The sequence below is a fragment of the Microbacterium nymphoidis genome, from assembly GCF_021044885.1.
Classification (GTDB): Bacteria; Actinomycetota; Actinomycetes; order Actinomycetales; family Microbacteriaceae; genus Microbacterium; species Microbacterium nymphoidis.
On the sequence record NZ_JAJNOD010000001.1, the window covers coordinates 110,076 to 128,632 of the forward strand.

Consider the following 18,557-nt stretch of genomic DNA (forward strand, 5'->3'; position numbering starts at 1 on the left):
CCCGTTCGGGGAGTGTCTTCTCATGCGGGGAGCGTCGTCCCGTTCGTGGCACTGTCGTCGTGGTGGGACCTGGTCAGGGGGCGTCCGGTCACCGGCTCGCGCGGTCGTGGCGTCCGCGGTGCGCCGGGTGCAGGGACAGTGCCGCGGCCACCGCATCGGCTGCGTCCCCCCAGCGGCCGACGCTGATGCGCTCCAGTCCCTTCCACGTCGCCGCGCGCCGGAGTTCCTCGGCGATGCGCTCGACGTCCGCCGGACGCGGCTCCCCGTCCCACCACGCCGACTGCACCAGGAGCTCCGAGCGCGCGCGATCCGCCTTCAGATCGACGCGCGCCACGAGCTGGTCGTCGATCAGGACGGGCAACGAGTAGTAGCCGTACCGGCGCTGCGGCTCGGGGGTGTAGATCTCGATGCGGTACTCGACGCCGAACAGCCGCTCCGTGCGGTCCCGGAACCACACCACAGGATCGAACGGCGTCAGCAGAGCAGCGGCGGACATCCGCCGCGGCACGCGGGCATCGCGATGGATCCAGGCGGGAATCGGGCGGCCGCCCCGCTCCCAGCCCTGAACACGGACGGGCAGCGCCACTCCGGCGTCTTCCAGATCCCGCAGCGCCGCGATCACGTCGGTGCGCCCGAGCCGGTGGTAGTCGGCGATGTCGGCGGCAGTGGCGACACCGTGGAAGGCCAGCCCGCGGGCCGCGAGCTCACGAATGGCGTCCTCCCGGGGAACGGGCGCCGAGAGGACCGCCGCGGGGATCACATCGGCGGCGAGCGCATAGCGTCGTTCGAAGCCGCGACGCCCCGCGATTGCGACCTCACCGGCGAGGAACAGCCGTTCGAGGGCTCGTTTGGTTGCGCTCCAGTCCCACCACGGTCCGCGGGGACCCGTCGCGGCGTCCTGCTCGATCTCCGCGGGGCGGGAGGGGCCGCGCTGAGCCAGCTCGGAACGCACCCAGTCCAGGGTCTGCTGGTTGTCCTGCGCCCACGGATCCGTGGGGGAGAGCCGGGTGGCGTACTCGTCCATGCGGAAGCGCCACAGCCCCCAGTCGGACGTGGGGATGACGGTGGCGACGTGCGCCCAGTACTCGGTGTACGCGGCATGGGAACCGAAGGCGAGGCGGTCCAGTATGCCGGTGTCGTAGGCGCCGAGGCGCGAGAAGAACGGCATGTAGTGACTGCGTGAGAAGACGTTGACCGAGTCGATCTGCAGCACGCCCACGCGCCTCATCACGGCGTGGAGTGAGGCCGGCGACACCCGCGCCGGGTGCGCCGCACCGAACCCCTGTGCGGCGAGAGCGGTGCGCCGGGCGGCGGCGAGCGACAGTGTTTCAGGCACGGCGCTCAGCGTAACGCCAGCCTCCGACACCCGTAGAATCTATCCATGAGCGATCCGAATCCTCGTCCCGGCTTCTTCGAATCGCTGCGCACTCGCGTGGAGACGCCCTCCGACGGCGCCCTCGTTCCCAGCGCGCTGCGTGTGACTACGGCCTACGCCTGGCGGATTCTCGTGATCGCCGGCGCGGTGGCGCTCGTGATCTGGCTGGTCATGCAGCTGAAGCTGCTGGTGATCCCGATTCTCGTTGCGCTGCTGATCACCGCCCTCCTGTGGCCGGCATTCACCTGGCTGATCAAGCGCGGCTTGCCGCGGTGGCTGGCCATCGTCATCTCCGTGCTCGGCACGCTCGTGATCGTGGGCGGCCTGCTCACCCTCGCCATCTGGCAAATCTCGCAGCAGGCGTCCGCCGTCAAGGACCGGGCCATCGAAGGCTGGGAGATGCTGCGGGAGTGGCTCATCACCGGCCCGTTCACACTCAGCCCGGAGCAGATCGACGCCTTCATGAAGCAGGCGCAGGAGACGCTCGCCGAGCAGCAGGAACTGCTTCTCAACGGCGCTCTGGCGGTCGGCTCGACCGCCGCACACATCGGCACCGGCGCGGTGCTCGCCCTCTTCGTCCTGCTCTGCCTGCTCGCGGACGGCGGCGGCATCTGGAAGTGGGTCGTGCGTCTCTTCCCCCGCACGGCACGCGCCGCTGCGGACGGCTCGGGCCGACTGGGCTGGCGCACCGTCGTCAACTACGCGCGCACGCAGCTGCTGGTCGCCGTGATCGACGCGGTCGGCATCGGTCTGTCCGCCTTCTTCCTCGGTGTCCCGCTCGCGGTTCCGATCGGCATCCTTGTCTTCCTGGGCTCCTTCGTCCCGATCGTCGGTGCCGTCGTCACCGGATTCATCGCGGTGCTCATCGCTCTGGTGTACAACGGCTGGGTGATCGCGGTGATCATGCTCGCCGCTGTGCTGGCGGTGCAGCAGCTTGAGGGACACGTGCTGCAGCCGTTCCTCATGGGTTCCGCCGTCAAGGTGCACCCTCTCGCCGTGGTGCTCGTTGTCGCCGGCGGCACCATGGTCGCCGGCATCCCCGGCGCCCTGTTCGCCGTGCCCCTGGCGGCGTTCGTCAACGTGGTCGCAGTGTCGCTCTCTAGCGGAGCGTGGCGCAGCGGCACTCTCAGCCAGGATCAGCTGATCTGGCGGCAGGTTCCCACAGAAAGGCGGGCCCGATGACATACGGACCCCTGTTGTCCGACATCGAGTCCGCGGCCGAGAGTCTGAAGCCTCATATCGGCCACACTCCGCTCGAGTACAGTCAGCACCTATCCGACCTGCTCGGTTCGCGCGTGATGCTCAAGATGGAGAACCTCCAGCGGACCGGTTCGTTCAAGGTGCGCGGTGCCACCTATCGCCTCTCCCGCCTGTCCGAGGAGGAACGCTCGCACGGCGTGGTGGCCGCATCCGCGGGGAACCACGCCCAGGGCGTTGCGCTCGCCGCGCGTGAGCTGGGCATCCCGGCCACGATCTTCATGCCGCTCGGGGTCCCGGTGCCGAAGCTGCTCTCGACGCGCGGCTACGGCGCCGAGGTGATCCTCGAGGGCGAGACCGTGGAGACACCGCTGCGACTGGCCAAGGAGTTCGCCGAGCGCACCGGCGCCATCTTCATCCCGCCGTACGACCACCGCGACGTCATCGTCGGTCAGGGGACGCTGGGCCTGGAGATCATGGCGGACGCTCCCGAGGTGGAGACGGTCATCATGGGCATCGGCGGTGGGGGGCTCATCGCCGGGGTCGCTGCGGCGATCAAGGAGAAGGCGGCCGCAGAGGGCCGCACCGTCCGCATCATCGGTGTGCAGGCGGAGAACGCGGCACCGTTCCCGCTGTCGCTGGAAGCCGGCACACCGGTCGAGGTGATCACCCGGCCGACCATCGCGGACGGCATCTACGTGGCTCGCCCCGGCGACATTCCGTTCGAGATCATCCGCGAGCTCGTCGACGAGGTCGTCACCGTGTCTGATGACGACATCGCGCGAGCCATCGTCGCGCTGCTTGAGCGGGCGAAAGTCGTCGTGGAGCCGGCCGGTGCGGTGGGGGTCGCCGCCATCATGGCCGGGAAGATCCAGTCATCCGGCACCGCGGTCGTGGTCCTCTCGGGAGGCAACATCGACCCGATGCTGCTGCAGCGCGTCGTCTCCCACGGTCTTGCCGCTTCGGGCCGGTACATGACCATCCGCATCCCGCTGCCGGATCGGCCCGGGCAGCTCTCCCGCGTGTCGGAGATCGTCTCGCAGGCGGGCGCCAACGTGGTGGAGGTGCAGCACACCCGCCACGGCCAGGGGCTGCAGATCAGTCAGGTCAGCCTGCAGATCAGCGTTGAGACGCGCGGCGAGGAGCACAAGGAGCTGACCCTGCGCGCGCTGCGTGACGGCGGGTTCGCGCCGGTGGTGATCAACGAGTGACAACGCTGAAGGGCCCCGCACACCCGCGGTGATGCGGTGTGCGGGGCCCTTCCTCTCGGGTCATTGCCCGTTGTAGGTCTCGACCTTGAGGATCTCCACGGGGATCTCGCGGCCGTTGGGGGCGGTGTAGCTGCCCTTCTCGCCTTCCTTGAGGCCGAGGATCGCGGCACCGAGGGGGCTGACCTCGCTGTAGACGTCCAGCTCACTGCCCGCCGCGATCTCGCGGTTGCCCAGCAGGAACACCTCCTCGTCGCCCATGATCAGCGCGGTGATGACCGTTCCGGGCTCCACGATCCCGCGGCTGGCCGGAGCCTCGCCGACGCGCGCGTTCTTCAGCAGCGACTGCAGGGTCCGAATACGGGCCTCTTGCTTGCCCTGCTCGTCCTTGGCGGCGTGGTAGCCGCCGTTCTCCTTGAGATCGCCCTCCTCGCGGGCGATCTCGATGCGCTTGGCGATCTCGTCGCGTCCCACCGTGGAGAGGTGTTCCAGCTCGGACACGAGCCGATCGTAGGCGTCCTGCGTGAGGAACGTGACCTGTGCGTCATCAGACATGGCGATCCTTCCCAGGGGGAGGTATATGGAAAAAGACGCCCAGCGTGGCAGGGCGTCGGTCCGGCCAGTCTACGAACTCCGCCGCCGACGGCCAAACTGGGTGGGTGGTGACTATGACGTCCAGCAGCCCTCGACGAGGCCCGTCGTCGCTTCCGCGACGGTTCGGATGACTTCGGTGTGGCGCTGCTGGTGGGATTCGCCCGACTCGTAGCGGATCACGCGGAAGCCCACGATGCCCTGCTCGGGATCCAGCGCCTGCAGGGCGCAGGTGACATCGGTGCCCGGCGTGGTGGAGAACTGGAAGTCCACGGAGACCGCGTGGGAATCCGTCACCTGATAGCCGAGGTTGTCCACGGTGACCGAGTACAGCGATCCGCGCACCGTCATCCAGCCGAGCGCGCCCACGATGATCGCTCCCACGGCGGCCACAGCGATCCACCACGCGCGCCGGCGGGCGGGCGAGCGGGTGCGGCCGTACCGGTCATCGAGCATTGCGGTGGTCGTCATGGCGTCCGATCGAAGATTAGGCTGGAGTTCCAGGCTAACCTCCCGCGAAAGGGAAAGCAGACCCGATGCACGCATTCGAGGCAATCGTTCGAGCGACCTCCACCCCCGTCCCGACGCCCACGATGACGGTTCCGGCCGAGTCCGTGACGCCGGGCGTGGCCGGGTTCCTCGTGATCGCTCTGCTCGTCGTCGGTGTGTTCCTGCTGGTCTGGGACATGCAGCGCCGCATCCGCCGTGCGCGCTACCGCGACGAGGTCAACGAGCAGCTGGATCGCGAGGCCGCGCAAGCCGGTGCGAGCGCGCCCGACACCGAGTCGAAGCCCGACACCGAGTCGAAGCCCGGCACCGAGCCGAAGTAGCGCGTCAGGCCGGGACGCCGAGTGAGGGACGCAGCGGCTCCAACGCGATGAGCAGGCAGGCCGTCCAGTGGCAGAGGAATGCCAGCACGGTGCATACGTGGAAGATCTCGTGGAAGCCGAAATGTCCGGGCCACGGGTTGGGCTTCTTGAGCGCGTAGACGACCGCGCCGCCCGAGTACAGCAACCCGCCCACAACCACGAGCACCATCATCGCGACGTTGGCGTTGAGGAGATCGACGATGTACATGATCGCGGCCCAGCCCAGCAGCAGGTAGATGGCGACGTACAGCCAGCGCGGGGCGTTGATCCAGAAGACCCGGAAGAGGATCCCGAGCAGCGTCCCGGACCAGACCAGGATCAGCAGCAGGAGTCCCTTCTCCGGCGGCAGTGCGAGTACGGCGAGGGGGGTGTAGGTGCCCGCGATCAGCAGCAGGATGTTGGCATGGTCGATCCGCTTCAGCACCACCTTCGTCCGGGGACGCCAGTTGAAACGGTGATAGAGCGCTGAGTTGCCGAACAGCAGCATCGAGGTGGCCATGAACACGGCGCTTGCCCACTTCGCAGGTGCGCCCTGAGCCAGGCAGATCAGCACGATTCCCGCAGCGATGGTGACCGGGAAGGTCCCGGCATGGATCCAGCCGCGCCAGGTGGGCTTGATCTCGATGGTCGCGTCGTCGGCCGCGGCTTCCAGCAACGGGAGCTTCGGCACCGAGGGCGGGGTGTTCTCGCGTGTCACGTTCTGAGCGTAAGGCCCGGAACATTCCGCCGGCTGTACATATCCACGGCGCTACGTGGGCGTCTCTCCACACGACGCTCACGTCTGATCGATCCGGGGCGGTAGCGTAGGGGAGTGAGCACAACGGGTCGATCCGAGGGCGCCGGTTTCCTGTACCGGTTGTACAGCTCACGGCTGCGGCGTCAGATCGATCACGCAAAGGTGCCGCGTCATGTCGCGATGATGATCGACGGTAACCGGCGGTGGGCGCGTCAGCTGGGTTTCCCGAGCCCCGCACACGGACACCGGGCGGGCGCGGCGAAGATGCAGGAGTTCCTGCGGTGGTGCGACGACCTCGGGATCTCCGTCGTGTCGCTCTACCTGCTCTCGGCGGACAACCTCAGAAAGCGCGATTCACAAGAGCTCGAAGACCTCATTCAGATCATCGCGGAGCTGGCTGACGCGCTCTCCCGGGAGGCGGGATGGCGGGTGCAGATCGTCGGTCGCCTGGAACTGCTGCCGGAGGGTCTGCGTGCCGCGCTGACGGAGGTCGCCGAACGGACGGCGGGGAACTCCGGCATGCACGTCAACCTGGCTGTGGGCTATGGCGGACGCAATGAGATCGTCGACGCCGTGCGCAAGATCATCGAGAAGCACGACGCGCGCGGCGCGTCGATGGAAGAGCTGGCGGCCAACCTCACACCCGAGATGCTGGGGGAGCACCTGTACACCGGCGGCCAGCCGGACCCCGACCTCGTGATCCGGACCTCGGGCGAGCAGCGCCTGAGCGACTTCCTGCTGTGGCAGAGCGCCCACAGCGAGTTCTACTTCGTCGAGGCGCTAGGCCCGGACCTCCGGGAGGTCGACTTCCTGCGCGCGATCCGCGACTACGGGGACCGCGATCGCCGCTTCGGCAGCTGAGCGCCGGTCACTGTCCGTTCACCCGCTGTCCTCCGACACGCCAGGGAAGGCGCTGGCCCCCGGCACGTGAGGGCGCTAGCGTCTGAGCATCGGGCAAGGTGCTCGATCGGGTCGGCTGTGAAACAGGACTCGTGGCTCTCGGCCGACGCGATTGATCCGGATGGATCCGGGTTGGGGGTCGGTTGTGACCAGTGCAACAGGACAGCGGCACCAGCAGCGGACGCGGCGCGTCAGCACGGATGCGAGCGAGGTGCGGCTGCGCACCTACGTCATCGACACGTCCGTGCTGTTGAGCGATCCACGTGCGCTGTTCCGTTTCGCGGAGCATTCGGTGGTTCTGCCCGTGACGGTGATCAGTGAACTCGAAGCCAAGCGCAACGACCCGGAGCTGGGCTACTTCGCCCGGCAGGCGCTGCGTCACCTCGATGATCTGCGTGTTGAACACGGCCGTCTCGACTTCCCGGTGGAGGTGGGCTCCGGCGGCACGCTGCGCGTGGAACTCGCGAACACCGACACCAGCGTGCTGCCCGCCGGCATCCGGCTGAGTGACAATGACACCCGGATCCTTGCTGTGGCTATGCATCTGCAGGCGGCGGGGGAAGACGTCACCATCGTGTCCAAGGATCTCCCCATGCGTGTGAAGGCTGCCTCGCTTGGCCTCGAAGCCGAGGAGTACCTCGCCGAGCAGGCAGCGCACTCGGGGTGGAGTGGCATGGCCACCATCCACGTCGGCTCTGATGAGATCGCCGATCTCTACGATTCCGAGGTGGGCTCGCATCCCGATGCCGCGGGGCTTCCCGTGAACACCGGGCTGGTGCTGCATTCCGATCGCGGCTCGGCGCTCGCGCGGGTGACCGGTGAGGGGGAGTTCCGCCTCGTGCGGGGCGACCGGGAGGCCTTCGGACTGCACGGGCGCTCGGCCGAGCAGCGGATCGCGCTGGATCTGTTGCTGGACCCCGAAGTCGGCATCGTCTCCCTCGGCGGTCGCGCCGGAACGGGCAAGTCCGCCCTTGCTCTGTGCGCAGGCCTCGAAGCCGTTCTGGAGCGTCAGCAGCAGAAGAAGATCATCGTCTTCCGTCCCCTGTTCGCGGTCGGTGGTCAGGAGCTGGGCTACCTGCCCGGGGACCAGGGCGAGAAGATGTCGCCCTGGGGGCAGGCGGTGTTCGACACCCTCGGCTCCGTCGTCAGTGGCAACGTGATGGAGGAGGTGCTCGAACGAGGACTCCTCGAGGTTCTGCCCCTGACGCACATTCGGGGTCGTTCGCTGCATGACGCGTTCGTGATCGTCGATGAGGCGCAGTCGCTGGAGCGCAACGTCCTGTTGACGGTGCTCAGCCGCATCGGGCAGAACTCGCGCATCGTCCTCACTCACGACGTCGCACAGCGCGACAACCTCCGAGTCGGGCGTCATGATGGCGTCGCGTCGGTGATCGAGACGCTCACGGGGCACAGCCTGTTCGCTCATGTGACCTTGACGCGTTCCGAGCGCAGCGCCATCGCGGCTCTCGTGACGGAACTGCTGGAGGACGGCGAACTGGCCTGAGGCTCATCGAAGATGAGAACAGTCTCACGGTGTTGTCACCCCGTTCGCGGGGAAGAGCGGGAAGAATAGACATGTCGGCCTCAGCGCTGACATGTATCCCATCTCCCCGGGAGTAACAGAACACGAGGAACTCTCACTGCTTCGGGTGCGGTGAGCATAAACGAGCGGTTCGGGTCCGCTCACCTCGGCCCCCCGGCACCATGTGCCGGGGGTTTCTGTTTGTGGCGGCAGGTTGCGCGATCCTGGCTGGGCCTCCGGCTGCTCGCGGGATCTCCGGTGTTGCCGAGCTCGTTGTGTCGGGGGAGCGCCATGCGTCGGTGGCTCGCCGTGTGTGGGGCGAGCGCTGTGCGTCGGGCAGCGTCTCACGATGGGCCGCGTCTCACGTCGGGCAGTGCCGTGCGTCGGGGGAGCGGCTTGCGTTGGGCGAGCGCCTTGCGTGGGGCGAGTGCCGTGCGTGGGGCGAGCGCCTCGCGTCGGTGGCTCGCCGTGTGTGGGGCGAGCGCCGTGCGTCGGGCAGCGTCTCACGATGGGCCGCGTCTCACGTCGGGTGAGCGCCGCGCTTCGGGAGAGCGCCCGGCGTCCGGGGAGTTCGTGGTGACGGAGATCGTCTCATCGGAGAAGGCGCGCTGCTGGGGCGGTGTTGCGCTCGAGGATGTGCACGATCTCTCTGAGCGCGCCTGAGGCCAGATCAGCGCACGGGTGCCCGCTCAGATGCCGTTACTCTGGGGCGGCGCGATCGCGGCACGGCAGAGAAGCGGAACGGGTCGGTGTAGGTGTCAGAGCCAGCGGTAGCCGGCGCCCCGGACGGTCTCGATGTGCTCGGTGCCGAACTTCGTGCGCAGGTAACGCACGTAGACATCCACCACGTTCGAACCGGGATCGAAGTCGAGCCCCCACACCCGGCTGAGCAGCTGCTCGCGGCTGAGCACGAGCCCGGGGTTGCGCAGGAACTGCTCCGCGAGGGCGAACTCGCGTGCCGACAACTCCACCTCACGTCCGCCCACGGTCGCGCGGCGCGCGAGCATATCGAGTGACACCTCGCGATGGCTGATCACCATCGAGTTGGCGCTCGTTCCCCCTTCTCGCAGCCGCACGCGCACGCGCGCCAGCAGCTCGTCGAACTTGAACGGCTTGGGGATGTAGTCGTTCGCTCCGCTGTCGAGGCCTTCAACCATGTCCCGAGTGGAGGTGCGGGCCGTGAGGAGGATCACCGGCATGGTCGAGCCGCTTCCGCGGAGGTGCGCGAGCACGTCGAATCCATCCATGGTGGGAAGACCGACGTCGAGAAGCATGAGGGAGAACTCGCCGCTCAGCGCGGTCTGGAGGGCCTCACCGCCGTCCTCGACGACGGCGGTGAGGTATCCGGCCGCTTCCAGCCCCTTGCTGACGAAGGACGAGATGCGCGGCTCGTCTTCGGCGATCAGGATGCGGGTCATGCGGTGTCCTCTCGTAGCGCCACTGTTCCGGCGCGAATCGGTTGGGGCAGGTTCGACCCCGGTCGCCCGAGGTGAGCGGGCACGCGGATCACGAAGGTCGCACCACCACCGGGGGTGTCCGTAACGGTACAGGAGCCGCCGTGCGCGCGTGCGATCGCGTCCACGATGGCCAGCCCGAGTCCGGTTCCTCCGACATCGCGCCGGCCGCTGCCGCGGTCGAACCGGCGGAAGATGCGGTGTCGCATCGCGGGCGGGATGCCCACGCCGTGGTCGCGCACCCACAGGTGCACCTCGTCGGGGGTGAGGGTGCTGCCCAGTTCGATCGGGCTGCCCTGCGGCGTGTACTTGGCGGCGTTGTCGATGAGGGCGAGCCAGGCCTGCAGAAGACGATCCGGGTTGCCGCGCACGATCGTGTCGGCGCGATCCAGGACGCGCCAGGGATGCCCGGGGATGGCCACGATCATCTCGCCGATGCGTTCCGTCAGACGACTGACATCAACCATGCCCATCGTGTACTCGTCGTCTTCGACGGTGGCCAGCAGGTCGATGTCCTCCACGAGGCGGGTCATGCGATCCAGTTCCGAGATCCCGATCTCGCGAGCGGAGGCGACGTCGGCCGGATCAGCGGGGTTCATCATCTCCAGGTGACCGCGCACGATGGTGATGGGGGTCTTCAGCTCGTGGCGCACGTCGTCGAGCAGACGGCGCTGAACGTCGACGGAGCCCTCGAGGCGGTCGAGCATCGCGTTGACGGAGCGGCCGACATTGGCGAGGTCATCGGTCCCGCCCTCCGGAACACGCGCAGCGAGGTGGGAGAGCGAGATCTCGCCCGTCGTGCGCTGCAGGTGCTGCATCGGCGAAAGCAGCCACCGGCCGAGCACCGCCCAGGTGACCAGACCGACGACGATGAGGATCACGATGGCCACGGCACAGAACACGAGCGCCGCCAGATGCAGTGGATCAAGAGTGTCGTCGAGGTTGATCGCGCGAATCGACACGCCGGTGGTGGCGTCGCCCTCCACGGTGACGGGGACCGACACCCAGCGAACCGTCGTGTCCCCGAGCTCCGCGGTGCCGAGGGCGGGCGAGTTCGTGCGGGTGGAGCTCGCGGCGGCCGCCGCGATGAAGTCCGTGTCGGCCGCCATCGCTGCGCTCAGCGTTCCGGCCGAGCGCAGCGCCACCTCACCGTCGATGATGCCGATCGCGGCTTCGCCATGACCCACGATCCGGCTCAGCTCAGCCCGCAAGAGGGCGTCGACGCTGGTGTAGGCATGCGGGTCGAGGGATCCCGGGACGACTTCGGTGGCCCCGTGCTGGTCCATGTCGGGCTCGTCGGTGGGGCCACCGAGAAGCGCATCGGCGTGAGAGAGGAGATGCTCATCCACGCCGGAAAGGGCTTGGTTGTACTGCATCGTGAACGCGACGCCGCCGGACGCGATCAGCGAGATCGCCGTGACCACCAGGATCACGGCGAGCATGCGGGCGCGGGTGGAGAGAATGGTGCGCCGTGGGCGCGAGGGGAGTCCCCCCGCGCCCACGCTGCGTCTCACACCCGCGGTCACGCTGCTGTCAGCCCGCGTGCGTCATCGACAGCAGATCGAGCTTCTCGTCGAGCTGCGCCTCGGTGAGCTCGCCCCGCGCGACGTAGCCGAGGTCGATCACGGCCTCGCGGACGGTGATGCCCTGCGCCACGGCGTGCTTGGCGATCTTCGCGGCCGCCTCGTAGCCGATCAGCTTGTTGAGGGGCGTCACGATCGACGGGGACATGCCGGCGAAGGCGGCAGCACGCTCGAGGTTGGCCTCCAGGCCGTCGATCGTCTTGTCGGCCAGAACGCGCATTGCGTTGGAGAGCAGGCGGATCGACTCGAGCAGCGCGGTGCCCATGACCGGGATGGCGACGTTCAGCTCGAAAGAGCCCGATGCTCCGGCCCAGGCGACCGTGGCGTCGTTGCCGATGACACGGGCGCACACCATGAGCGTGGCCTCGGGAACGACGGGGTTCACCTTGCCGGGCATGATCGACGAGCCCGGCTGGAGGTCGGGGATGTGGAGCTCGCCGAGACCCGTGTTGGGGCCGGAGCCCATCCAGCGCAGGTCGTTGTTGATCTTGGTCAGGGAGACGGCGATGGTGCGCAGTGCGCCGGAGGTCTCCACGAGACCGTCGCGGTTCGCCTGGGCCTCGAAGTGGTCCTTCGCCTCGACGATCGGCAGACCGGTCTCTTCCGCGAGGAGAGCGATGACCTGCTGCGGGAAACCGAGCGGCGTGTTGATGCCGGTACCCACGGCGGTTCCTCCGAGAGGAACCTCGGCGACGCGCACGAGGGCGGCCTGCACACGCTCCACTCCGAGGCGGATCTGGCGGGCGTAGCCGCCGAACTCCTGGCCGAGGGTGACCGGGGTCGCATCCATGAGGTGGGTGCGGCCGGACTTCACCGCGTCCTTCCACAGCACGGCCTTCTTCTCCAGCGCGGTGGCCAGGTACTCGAGAGCGGGGATGAGGTCCTCGATCAGCGCCTGCGTGACGGCCACGTGGACCGACGTCGGGAAGACGTCGTTCGACGACTGAGAGGCGTTGACATGGTCGTTGGGGTGCACGGGCGAGCCGAGCTTGCCCGAGGCCAGAGTCGCCAGCACCTCGTTCATGTTCATGTTCGACGAGGTCCCAGAGCCGGTCTGGTACGTGTCGACCGGGAACTGCGCGTCGTACTTGCCGGTGACGACCTGGTCCGCAGCCCAGGCGATGGCATCGGCGACGTCGCCGTCCAGCGTGCCGAGGCCCTTGTTGGCCAGTGCCGCCGCCTTCTTGATCCGCGCGAGAGCGGCGATCTGGCGCGATTCCAGGCCCGAGCCGGAGATGGGGAAGTTCTCCACCGCGCGCTGGGTCTGTGCACTGTAGAGCGCGTCCTTGGGCACGCGGACTTCGCCCATCGTGTCGTGCTCGATGCGGTATTCGGTCTCAGCCACGTCTGTCTCCTTGTGGGTTCGTGTGGTCAGGCAGCCGCGGCTGTTGCGGTGCCCACGGTGAAGTGCGCGTCGACGGTGCCGTCGGCGAGGCGGTAGTTGGCGGCCACGATGGCCAGACGGCCGGCGGCCACGGCGTCGGAGATGACCTCGGACGAGTGAAGCAGCTCGGCGACTGTGGACTGCAGGTGCAGCTTTCCGACCAGCTCCGCCGAGACATCCTCCGCCGTGGTTCCCGTCTCGGCCTCGATCTTGCGCGCCGACGGGACGATTGGGGCGATCAATCGCCACACCGCCGGCGGCAGCACCGGGGCGTCGATGGCCGTGGAATCGATCGCGGCGCGAACCGCACCGCAGGAGTCGTGACCCAGCACGACGATGAGCGGGACATTGAGGATCGCGACGGCGTACTCCAGCGATCCGATCACCGACGGCGAGGTGACCTGCCCGGCATTGCGGATGACGAAGAGATCCCCCAGGCCCTGGTCGAAGATGATCTCCGCGGCGAGGCGGGAGTCGGCACATCCGAACAGAGCGGCGTGCGGGAACTGCGAGCCGACCGTCTCGTGGCGACGCTCGCTGTCCTGGTGCGGGTGGCCGGGCGTACCGGTGACGAACCGGTGGTTGCCCTCCAGCATCTGAGACCAGGCCTGCGTGGGGGTGAGCTGCTGGGTCACTGTGCGGTTTCCTTCTCGATCGTCGTGGCGAGCTGCGTCGCGAATTCGCGGATGAGCTCGTCGGTGGTCTTGCCGTAGAGCAGTACGTAGTCATCGCCGACCTGCGTACCTAGGGCCTGTGTGACGTTGCCCGCCTTCTCGACGTCGTTGATGGTGAACACCGTCCACTCGCGTCCGCCGAGGGTCTCCGTCTCGCCGGGCAGGGCGCCCGGGATCCGCAGCAGAGCGTACTTCTCATCGGCGTCGTACACGTCATTGAGACGGACGAATCCGGTGAGCTTGCTCTCCTCCGTGGGCACGTACGACGCAGTGAAGAGCGCGTATCCCGAGTACGAGTCCAGGATGGCGACGTTGGACCACCAGTTCTCCGGCGCGTCGATCGCGTAGGTAGTCTTGCCGCTTGCGCTCGTCTGCGCCGCCGCGACCTTCACCGGGTCGGCAGGCTTGATCTCGGGAGCGTTGCCACGCGGCACCACCCAGACGATCACGAGCACGATCAGCATCGTGACGATGAGGGCGGCGATCAGGTTGCGGAAGGTCTGCGAGCCCCGGTAGGCGGCGGACGAGGCCGCCTTGCGATCGGCGGTCTCCTGCGGAGTCTCGGGGCGACCGAGCTCGGCGACGACGCGGGCCATCAGAGGGCCTCTCCCGAGGGACGGGCGGCATCAAGACGAGCCTTCGCGCCGAGCAGCCATTCCTCGCAGCGCTGTGCGAGGCGCTCGCCCCGTTCCCAGAGCGCGAGCGAGCGTTCCAGCGTGGGCGCACCCTGCTCCAGCTGCGCGACGACCTGGGTCAGTTCATCACGAGCCTGCTCGAACGAGAGCTCGGAGACGTCGACGGGCTCTGCAGTGGCGTCGGTCATGATTCCATCCTAGTTCGGGCGGCGAGGCGTCATTCCGGTAGTGCACCGCTGGAGCGGGCACCGATGGTTCCCTCGGCGAGAAGGACGACGAGGTCCGTGCCCGCGGGCGCCTCCTCCGGGGCGCGGACGATGCCATCGCCGGCGCGCTGCACGATCGCATAGCCCCTCTCCAGGGTGTGCTGCGGGCTCAGAGCGCGCAGCGTGGCGTGCAGCCGCGCCATGGCCGTGTGCTCCCGCTCGATGCGCAGCGATGTGGTGGCGGTCGCGCGCGAGCGCATCTGCTCGACGTGGAGCTGGCGCTCCTGGAGCATGCGGTGCGGGTCGCGCAGCACCGGCCGGGAGCGCAACTGCTCCAGAGCGGTGAGGTCGTGCTGGATGCGGGTTGAGACGCGGCCGATGATGCGCGCGCGTGCTTCCCGGACCTGAGCCAGCTGCTCGAGCACGTCGGGGACCACCCGTTTGGCGGCGTCGGTGGGTGTGGAGGCGCGGAGGTCGGCGACCTCATCGATCAGCGGGCGATCGTTCTCGTGACCGATGGCGCTCACCACGGGTGTGCGGGCGGCTGCGACGGCGCGGACGAGCTTCTCGTCGGAGAAGGTGAGCAGATCCTGGAAGTCGCCCCCGCCTCGCGCGATGATGATGACGTCCACGGCCGGATCCGCGTCGAGGCGCTGCAGGGCCGCGAGGACCTGAGGTACGGCCTGCTCACCTTGGACCGCCGCATGCTCGACGCGGAAATCCACCTGCGGCCAGCGCAGCTGGGCGTTTCTCAGCACGTCCTTCTCCGCGTCCGTGCCCTTGCCGGTGATGAGGCCGATTCGCTGGGGCAGGAACGGCAGTGGTCGCTTGCGCGAGGGGTCGAGCAGGCCCTCGGAGCGCAGCTGGCGGCGCAGCACCTCCAGCCGCTCGAGGAGATCACCGAGGCCGACATGGCGAATCGAGGAGACGACGAACGACAGCTCACCGCGCTGGACGCGGTACTCCGGCTTCGCACACACGACGACGCGATCCCCGGTCTTGAGATCCTGCGGGATGCGCGCGCGGATGCTGGACCACACGACCAGGCGGATGGCGGCGTCTCCCGAGAGGTCCCGCAACGTGGCGAACGTCCCCACGGCGCGGACGTTCCACTCGGTCAGCTCTCCCTCGATCCACGGGGACCCGAGACGTGCGATGTAGTCCCGCATATCGCGGGCGAGGTCGCCCACCTGGGTGGGGGAGTCCGGCGTCGAGTCACGGGGCCGCACGGGCCCGGAGAACGCCGGCTTGGTGCTGGTGTCGCTCATGCGGGAGTGATCCCCTCTGCGGGGGCGGTGACCGTATGTGCCGGCCGGGCGAACGCTCGTGCTGTGTTCGCGTCGATCATGTCGTCCTCTCGTGCCCGTCTGGTCTTCGTTCGCGGTGTTTCGGTCTGCTTCTCGGTGGTGCGTGACGGTGCCCGTATCGTGACTCGATCGTTCGGCGCCGTCACAGGCCGATCACCCTAGACTCGAAGGGTGAGTTCCCCTGCCGTCCACCTTCCCGTTCCCCGGATTCCCGGCCGTCGCGGACGCCTTCAGAATATCCCCGTCGACGGACACAAGCGGGTGCTGCTCGCGGCGCCGCGCGGTTACTGTGCAGGAGTCGATCGCGCGGTCGTGGCTGTGGAGAAGGCCCTGGAGCGCTACGGCGCCCCCGTGTACGTGCGTAAGCAGATCGTGCACAACATCCACGTGGTGACGGAACTCGAGAAGCAGGGAGCGATCTTCGTCGAGGAGGTCGACGAGGTCCCCGAAGGTGCCCACGTGGTCTTCAGCGCGCACGGCGTCTCGCCTGCGGTGGTGCAGGCAGCCGCGGACCGTGGGCTCCAGGCGATCGATGCGACCTGCCCACTGGTGACCAAGGTCCACCGTGAGGCGGTGCGGTTCGCGCGCGACGACTTCGAGATCCTGCTGATCGGGCACACCGGTCACGAGGAAGTCGAGGGAACGGCAGGCGAGGCACCCGATCATGTGACCATCGTCAACAGCCCCGCCGAGGCGGAGACCGTCCAGGTCAAGGATCCGTCGCGGGTGGTGTGGCTCTCGCAGACGACGCTGTCGGTGGACGAGACGATGCTGACCGTCGAGAAGCTGCGCGAGCGCTTCCCCGAGATGCACAATCCGCCGTCGGACGACATCTGCTACGCCACCCAGAACCGCCAGGTGGCCATCAAGAAGGTGGCCAAGGATGCCGACCTCGTGATCGTCGTGGGGTCGGCCAACTCCTCCAACAGCGTTCGCCTCGTGGAGGTCGCCCTGGAGTACGGCGCCAAGGCGGCGTACCGCGTGGATTACGTGGACGAGGTCAAGCAGGAGTGGCTGGAGGGCGTTCGCACGGTCGGCGTCACCAGCGGCGCGTCGGTGCCGGAGGTACTGGTGCAGGAGGTGCTGGCCGAGCTCGCCGGAGCCGGGTACGGCGACGTGGAGGAAGTCCGCACCGCAGAGGAGGACCTGATGTTCTCGCTTCCGAAGGAGCTGCGCCAGGACGCCTCCGGGCGCACCGACGAGCGAGCCCGCGGAGGGCGTACCCGAGCATGAGCGAGCCCGATTCGCGCCCGCGCCCGCAGTACGGCGAGTATGCGTCGCCGGAAGAGCAGCGCGCGCACATCCGTCAGCCCCTGCCGCAGACCGCGCACCCCGACCCGGCCGAATTCTCCTGGCCGCAGGAGCGTCCCGGAGATGCGCCCGCGGCCACCGTGCCGGGACCGAACGTGGCTCCCACCGACCGCCTGGTCACGATCGTCATGCTTGCGCTCGGTGCCATGCACGTGCTGATGAGCTCGGTGGCGCTGATGTCTTACTCGGCGACCATGACCGAGGCGCTGATGATGCTCGGCCTCACGCGTGAGCAGGCCGACGTCGCCCGCAGCGATGCGCCCGGGTACATCATGGCGGCCGTACTCATCGTGGGCTACATCGCGACCGTGTGGCTGTCCCTTCGCCGCCTGCGGGCGCAGAAGCGCAGCTGGTGGATTCCGCTCGTGGGATGGGCCGCCGCCTGGCTGGTCGTGGTGATCGTGCAGACCACGACCCTCATGGGCGACCCCGCGTTCCAGATCTATCTGGACCTCGCGATGAAGGGGCTCGAGACACCGACGCCCTGACGTCGGATCTGAGAAGACGACGATGGCGCGCCCCCGAGGGGACGCGCCATCGTCATCTCGTCGGTCAGCCCTGCGACTTGCCGAACGAGCCGAGCTGCTTGGTGGCCTCGATGACGCGAGCGGCCATAGCCGTCTCGGCGACCTTGCCCCAGGCGCGCGGGTCGTACAGCTTCTTGTTGCCCACCTCGCCGTCGACCTTCAGGACGCCGTCGTAGTTCTTGAACATGTAGTCCGCGATGGCGCGGGTGAACGCGTACTGCGTGTCCGTGTCGATGTTCATCTTCACCACGCCGTTCTTGACGGCGGTGGCGATCTCCTCGTCGGTGGAGCCGGAGCCTCCGTGGAAGACGAGGTCGAGCGGCTTGGCGCCGGTTCCGAACTTCTCAGCGATGCCGGCCTGAATCTCGCCCAGCAGCTCGGGGCGCAGCTTCACGTTGCCGGGCTTGTAGACGCCGTGCACGTTGCCGAAGGTGAGCGCGGCGATCCAGCGACCCTGCTCGCCGAGACCCAGGGCCTCGACGGCCTGGCTGACGTCGCCGACGGTGGTGTACAGAGCGTCGTTGGAGCCCTCGTGCTGGACGCCGTCCTCCTCGCCGCCGACCACGCCGATCTCGACCTCGAGGATGGCGTTGATCGCCTTCATGCGCGGCAGCAGCTCGCGGGCGATCTCGATGTTCTCCGCCAGCGGCACGGCCGAGCCGTCCCACATGTGCGACTGGAAGATGGGCTGCCCGCCGGCCTTGACCTGCTCTTCGCTGGCCTCGAGAAGCGGCAGCAGGAAGGAGGGGAGCGCGTCCTTCGGGCAGTGGTCGGTGTGGACGGCGACGTTGATCGGGTAGTTCTTCGCGACCTCGGTCACGTAGCGGGCCATGGCGAGCGCGCCCGTGGCGCGCGCCTTCACGGTGTGTCCGGCGAAGTAGTCCGCGCCTCCCGTGGTGACCTGCAGGATGCCGTCCGAGCCGGCCTCCGTCAGGCCCTGGAGCACCGAGTTGATGGTCTGCGAGCTCGACACGTTGAACGCCGGGTAGGCGAAGGCACCGGCCTTCGCGCGGGCGAGCATGTCGACGTACTGATCCGGGGTGACGACGGGCATGGGTGCTCCTTTGATGAAGATCAC

General features: G+C 68.1%; 19 protein-coding genes. 7 read left to right on the forward strand and 12 right to left on the reverse strand.

What is annotated here, in order from left to right:
• Window positions 1-88 precede the first annotated feature (88 nt).
• Window positions 89-1,336, reverse strand: a complete 1,248-nt coding sequence (locus LQ566_RS00525; protein ID WP_231089593.1) for a winged helix-turn-helix domain-containing protein — start codon at window positions 1,334-1,336, stop codon at window positions 89-91.
• A gap of 45 nt (window positions 1,337-1,381) precedes the next feature.
• Between LQ566_RS00525 and LQ566_RS00530 the strand changes: the two genes are divergently transcribed.
• Window positions 1,382-2,557: an AI-2E family transporter gene (locus LQ566_RS00530; protein WP_231089594.1), complete on the forward strand. Its 1,176-nt coding sequence runs from the start codon at window positions 1,382-1,384 to the stop codon at window positions 2,555-2,557.
• Window positions 2,554-3,783, forward strand: a complete 1,230-nt coding sequence (ilvA, locus tag LQ566_RS00535; protein ID WP_231089595.1) for a threonine ammonia-lyase — start codon at window positions 2,554-2,556, stop codon at window positions 3,781-3,783. The genes LQ566_RS00530 and ilvA overlap by 4 nt, the downstream gene beginning before the upstream one ends.
• Before the next feature lie 60 nt (window positions 3,784-3,843).
• On the opposite strand, the gene greA is transcribed toward ilvA, so the two are convergent.
• Both greA and LQ566_RS00545 read right to left on the reverse strand, forming a co-directional pair.
• A complete protein-coding gene (gene greA / locus LQ566_RS00540) occupies window positions 3,844-4,335 on the reverse strand; it encodes a transcription elongation factor GreA (protein WP_231089596.1) in 492 nt (163 codons plus the stop codon).
• 111 nt (window positions 4,336-4,446) lie between these two features.
• Complete coding sequence (locus tag LQ566_RS00545; RefSeq protein WP_231089597.1) at window positions 4,447-4,842, reverse strand: DUF4307 domain-containing protein; 396 nt, start codon at window positions 4,840-4,842, stop codon at window positions 4,447-4,449.
• 65 nt (window positions 4,843-4,907) lie between these two features.
• Between LQ566_RS00545 and LQ566_RS00550 the strand changes: the two genes are divergently transcribed.
• Window positions 4,908-5,201 carry a hypothetical protein gene (locus LQ566_RS00550; protein WP_231089598.1) on the forward strand — a complete coding sequence of 98 codons (294 nt, stop codon included), beginning with the start codon at window positions 4,908-4,910 and terminating at the stop codon, window positions 5,199-5,201.
• A 4-nt stretch (window positions 5,202-5,205) separates the two neighbouring features.
• On the opposite strand, the gene trhA is transcribed toward LQ566_RS00550, so the two are convergent.
• Window positions 5,206-5,910 carry a PAQR family membrane homeostasis protein TrhA gene (trhA, locus tag LQ566_RS00555; protein ID WP_231091341.1) on the reverse strand — a complete coding sequence of 235 codons (705 nt, stop codon included), beginning with the start codon at window positions 5,908-5,910 and terminating at the stop codon, window positions 5,206-5,208.
• A 141-nt stretch (window positions 5,911-6,051) separates the two neighbouring features.
• Between trhA and LQ566_RS00560 the strand changes: the two genes are divergently transcribed.
• Window positions 6,052-6,837, forward strand: a complete 786-nt coding sequence (locus tag LQ566_RS00560; protein ID WP_231089599.1) for an isoprenyl transferase — start codon at window positions 6,052-6,054, stop codon at window positions 6,835-6,837.
• Between the two features lie 160 nt (window positions 6,838-6,997).
• Entirely contained in the window at window positions 6,998-8,380 is a 1,383-nt protein-coding gene (gene phoH2 / locus LQ566_RS00565; RefSeq protein WP_372459767.1) for an RNA 5'-3' helicase PhoH2, read from the forward strand.
• 776 nt (window positions 8,381-9,156) lie between these two features.
• On the opposite strand, the gene LQ566_RS00570 is transcribed toward phoH2, so the two are convergent.
• The 7 genes from LQ566_RS00570 to xseA form a co-directional block, all read right to left on the reverse strand.
• On the reverse strand, window positions 9,157-9,816 hold the full coding sequence (locus tag LQ566_RS00570; protein WP_231089600.1) for a response regulator transcription factor: 660 nt from the start codon (window positions 9,814-9,816) through the stop codon (window positions 9,157-9,159).
• Window positions 9,813-11,294: a sensor histidine kinase gene (locus tag LQ566_RS00575; RefSeq protein ID WP_231089601.1), complete on the reverse strand. Its 1,482-nt coding sequence runs from the start codon at window positions 11,292-11,294 to the stop codon at window positions 9,813-9,815. The genes LQ566_RS00570 and LQ566_RS00575 overlap by 4 nt, the downstream gene beginning before the upstream one ends.
• Window positions 11,295-11,385: 91 nt before the next feature.
• Complete coding sequence (locus LQ566_RS00580; RefSeq protein WP_231089602.1) at window positions 11,386-12,780, reverse strand: class II fumarate hydratase; 1,395 nt, start codon at window positions 12,778-12,780, stop codon at window positions 11,386-11,388.
• Between the two features lie 26 nt (window positions 12,781-12,806).
• Window positions 12,807-13,454, reverse strand: a complete 648-nt coding sequence (locus tag LQ566_RS00585; protein ID WP_308070447.1) for a carbonic anhydrase — start codon at window positions 13,452-13,454, stop codon at window positions 12,807-12,809.
• The gene (locus LQ566_RS00590) at window positions 13,451-14,089 is read right to left on the reverse strand and encodes a DUF4245 family protein (protein WP_231089603.1); all 639 of its coding nucleotides are present in this window, start codon (window positions 14,087-14,089) and stop codon (window positions 13,451-13,453) included. The genes LQ566_RS00585 and LQ566_RS00590 overlap by 4 nt, the downstream gene beginning before the upstream one ends.
• Window positions 14,089-14,316: an exodeoxyribonuclease VII small subunit gene (locus LQ566_RS00595; RefSeq protein ID WP_231089604.1), complete on the reverse strand. Its 228-nt coding sequence runs from the start codon at window positions 14,314-14,316 to the stop codon at window positions 14,089-14,091. The genes LQ566_RS00590 and LQ566_RS00595 overlap by 1 nt, the downstream gene beginning before the upstream one ends.
• Before the next feature lie 29 nt (window positions 14,317-14,345).
• On the reverse strand, window positions 14,346-15,602 hold the full coding sequence (xseA, locus tag LQ566_RS00600; RefSeq protein ID WP_231089605.1) for an exodeoxyribonuclease VII large subunit: 1,257 nt from the start codon (window positions 15,600-15,602) through the stop codon (window positions 14,346-14,348).
• 210 nt (window positions 15,603-15,812) lie between these two features.
• Here xseA and LQ566_RS00605 point away from each other — a divergent pair, with 210 nt between their 5' ends.
• Both LQ566_RS00605 and LQ566_RS00610 read left to right on the forward strand, forming a co-directional pair.
• Window positions 15,813-16,874 carry a 4-hydroxy-3-methylbut-2-enyl diphosphate reductase gene (locus LQ566_RS00605; protein WP_231089606.1) on the forward strand — a complete coding sequence of 354 codons (1,062 nt, stop codon included), beginning with the start codon at window positions 15,813-15,815 and terminating at the stop codon, window positions 16,872-16,874.
• Window positions 16,871-17,440: a DUF6264 family protein gene (locus tag LQ566_RS00610; RefSeq protein WP_231089607.1), complete on the forward strand. Its 570-nt coding sequence runs from the start codon at window positions 16,871-16,873 to the stop codon at window positions 17,438-17,440. The genes LQ566_RS00605 and LQ566_RS00610 overlap by 4 nt, the downstream gene beginning before the upstream one ends.
• A gap of 64 nt (window positions 17,441-17,504) precedes the next feature.
• Here LQ566_RS00610 and fbaA read toward each other — a convergent pair whose 3' ends face one another.
• A complete protein-coding gene (gene fbaA / locus LQ566_RS00615; protein WP_231089608.1) occupies window positions 17,505-18,533 on the reverse strand; it encodes a class II fructose-bisphosphate aldolase in 1,029 nt (342 codons plus the stop codon).
• Window positions 18,534-18,557 lie beyond the last annotated feature (24 nt).

What these genes read in the sequence shown, in the direction of transcription:
- LQ566_RS00610 (WP_231089607.1), top strand. Translation starts at nt 16,871, where the DNA reads ATGAGCGAGCCCGATTCGCGCCCGCGCCCGCAGTACGGCGAGTATGCG.
- LQ566_RS00575 (WP_231089601.1), bottom strand. Translation starts at nt 11,294, where the DNA reads ATGCTCGCCGTGATCCTGGTGGTCACGGCGATCTCGCTGATCGCGTCC.
- LQ566_RS00550 (WP_231089598.1), top strand. Translation starts at nt 4,908, where the DNA reads ATGCACGCATTCGAGGCAATCGTTCGAGCGACCTCCACCCCCGTCCCG.
- LQ566_RS00595 (WP_231089604.1), bottom strand. Translation starts at nt 14,316, where the DNA reads ATGACCGACGCCACTGCAGAGCCCGTCGACGTCTCCGAGCTCTCGTTC.
- LQ566_RS00570 (WP_231089600.1), bottom strand. Translation starts at nt 9,816, where the DNA reads ATGACCCGCATCCTGATCGCCGAAGACGAGCCGCGCATCTCGTCCTTC.
- LQ566_RS00530 (WP_231089594.1), top strand. Translation starts at nt 1,382, where the DNA reads ATGAGCGATCCGAATCCTCGTCCCGGCTTCTTCGAATCGCTGCGCACT.
- LQ566_RS00590 (WP_231089603.1), bottom strand. Translation starts at nt 14,089, where the DNA reads ATGGCCCGCGTCGTCGCCGAGCTCGGTCGCCCCGAGACTCCGCAGGAG.
- fbaA (WP_231089608.1), bottom strand. Translation starts at nt 18,533, where the DNA reads ATGCCCGTCGTCACCCCGGATCAGTACGTCGACATGCTCGCCCGCGCG.
- phoH2 (WP_372459767.1), top strand. Translation starts at nt 6,998, where the DNA reads ATGGATCCGGGTTGGGGGTCGGTTGTGACCAGTGCAACAGGACAGCGG.
- ilvA (WP_231089595.1), top strand. Translation starts at nt 2,554, where the DNA reads ATGACATACGGACCCCTGTTGTCCGACATCGAGTCCGCGGCCGAGAGT.
- LQ566_RS00545 (WP_231089597.1), bottom strand. Translation starts at nt 4,842, where the DNA reads ATGACGACCACCGCAATGCTCGATGACCGGTACGGCCGCACCCGCTCG.
- xseA (WP_231089605.1), bottom strand. Translation starts at nt 15,602, where the DNA reads ATGAGCGACACCAGCACCAAGCCGGCGTTCTCCGGGCCCGTGCGGCCC.
- greA (WP_231089596.1), bottom strand. Translation starts at nt 4,335, where the DNA reads ATGTCTGATGACGCACAGGTCACGTTCCTCACGCAGGACGCCTACGAT.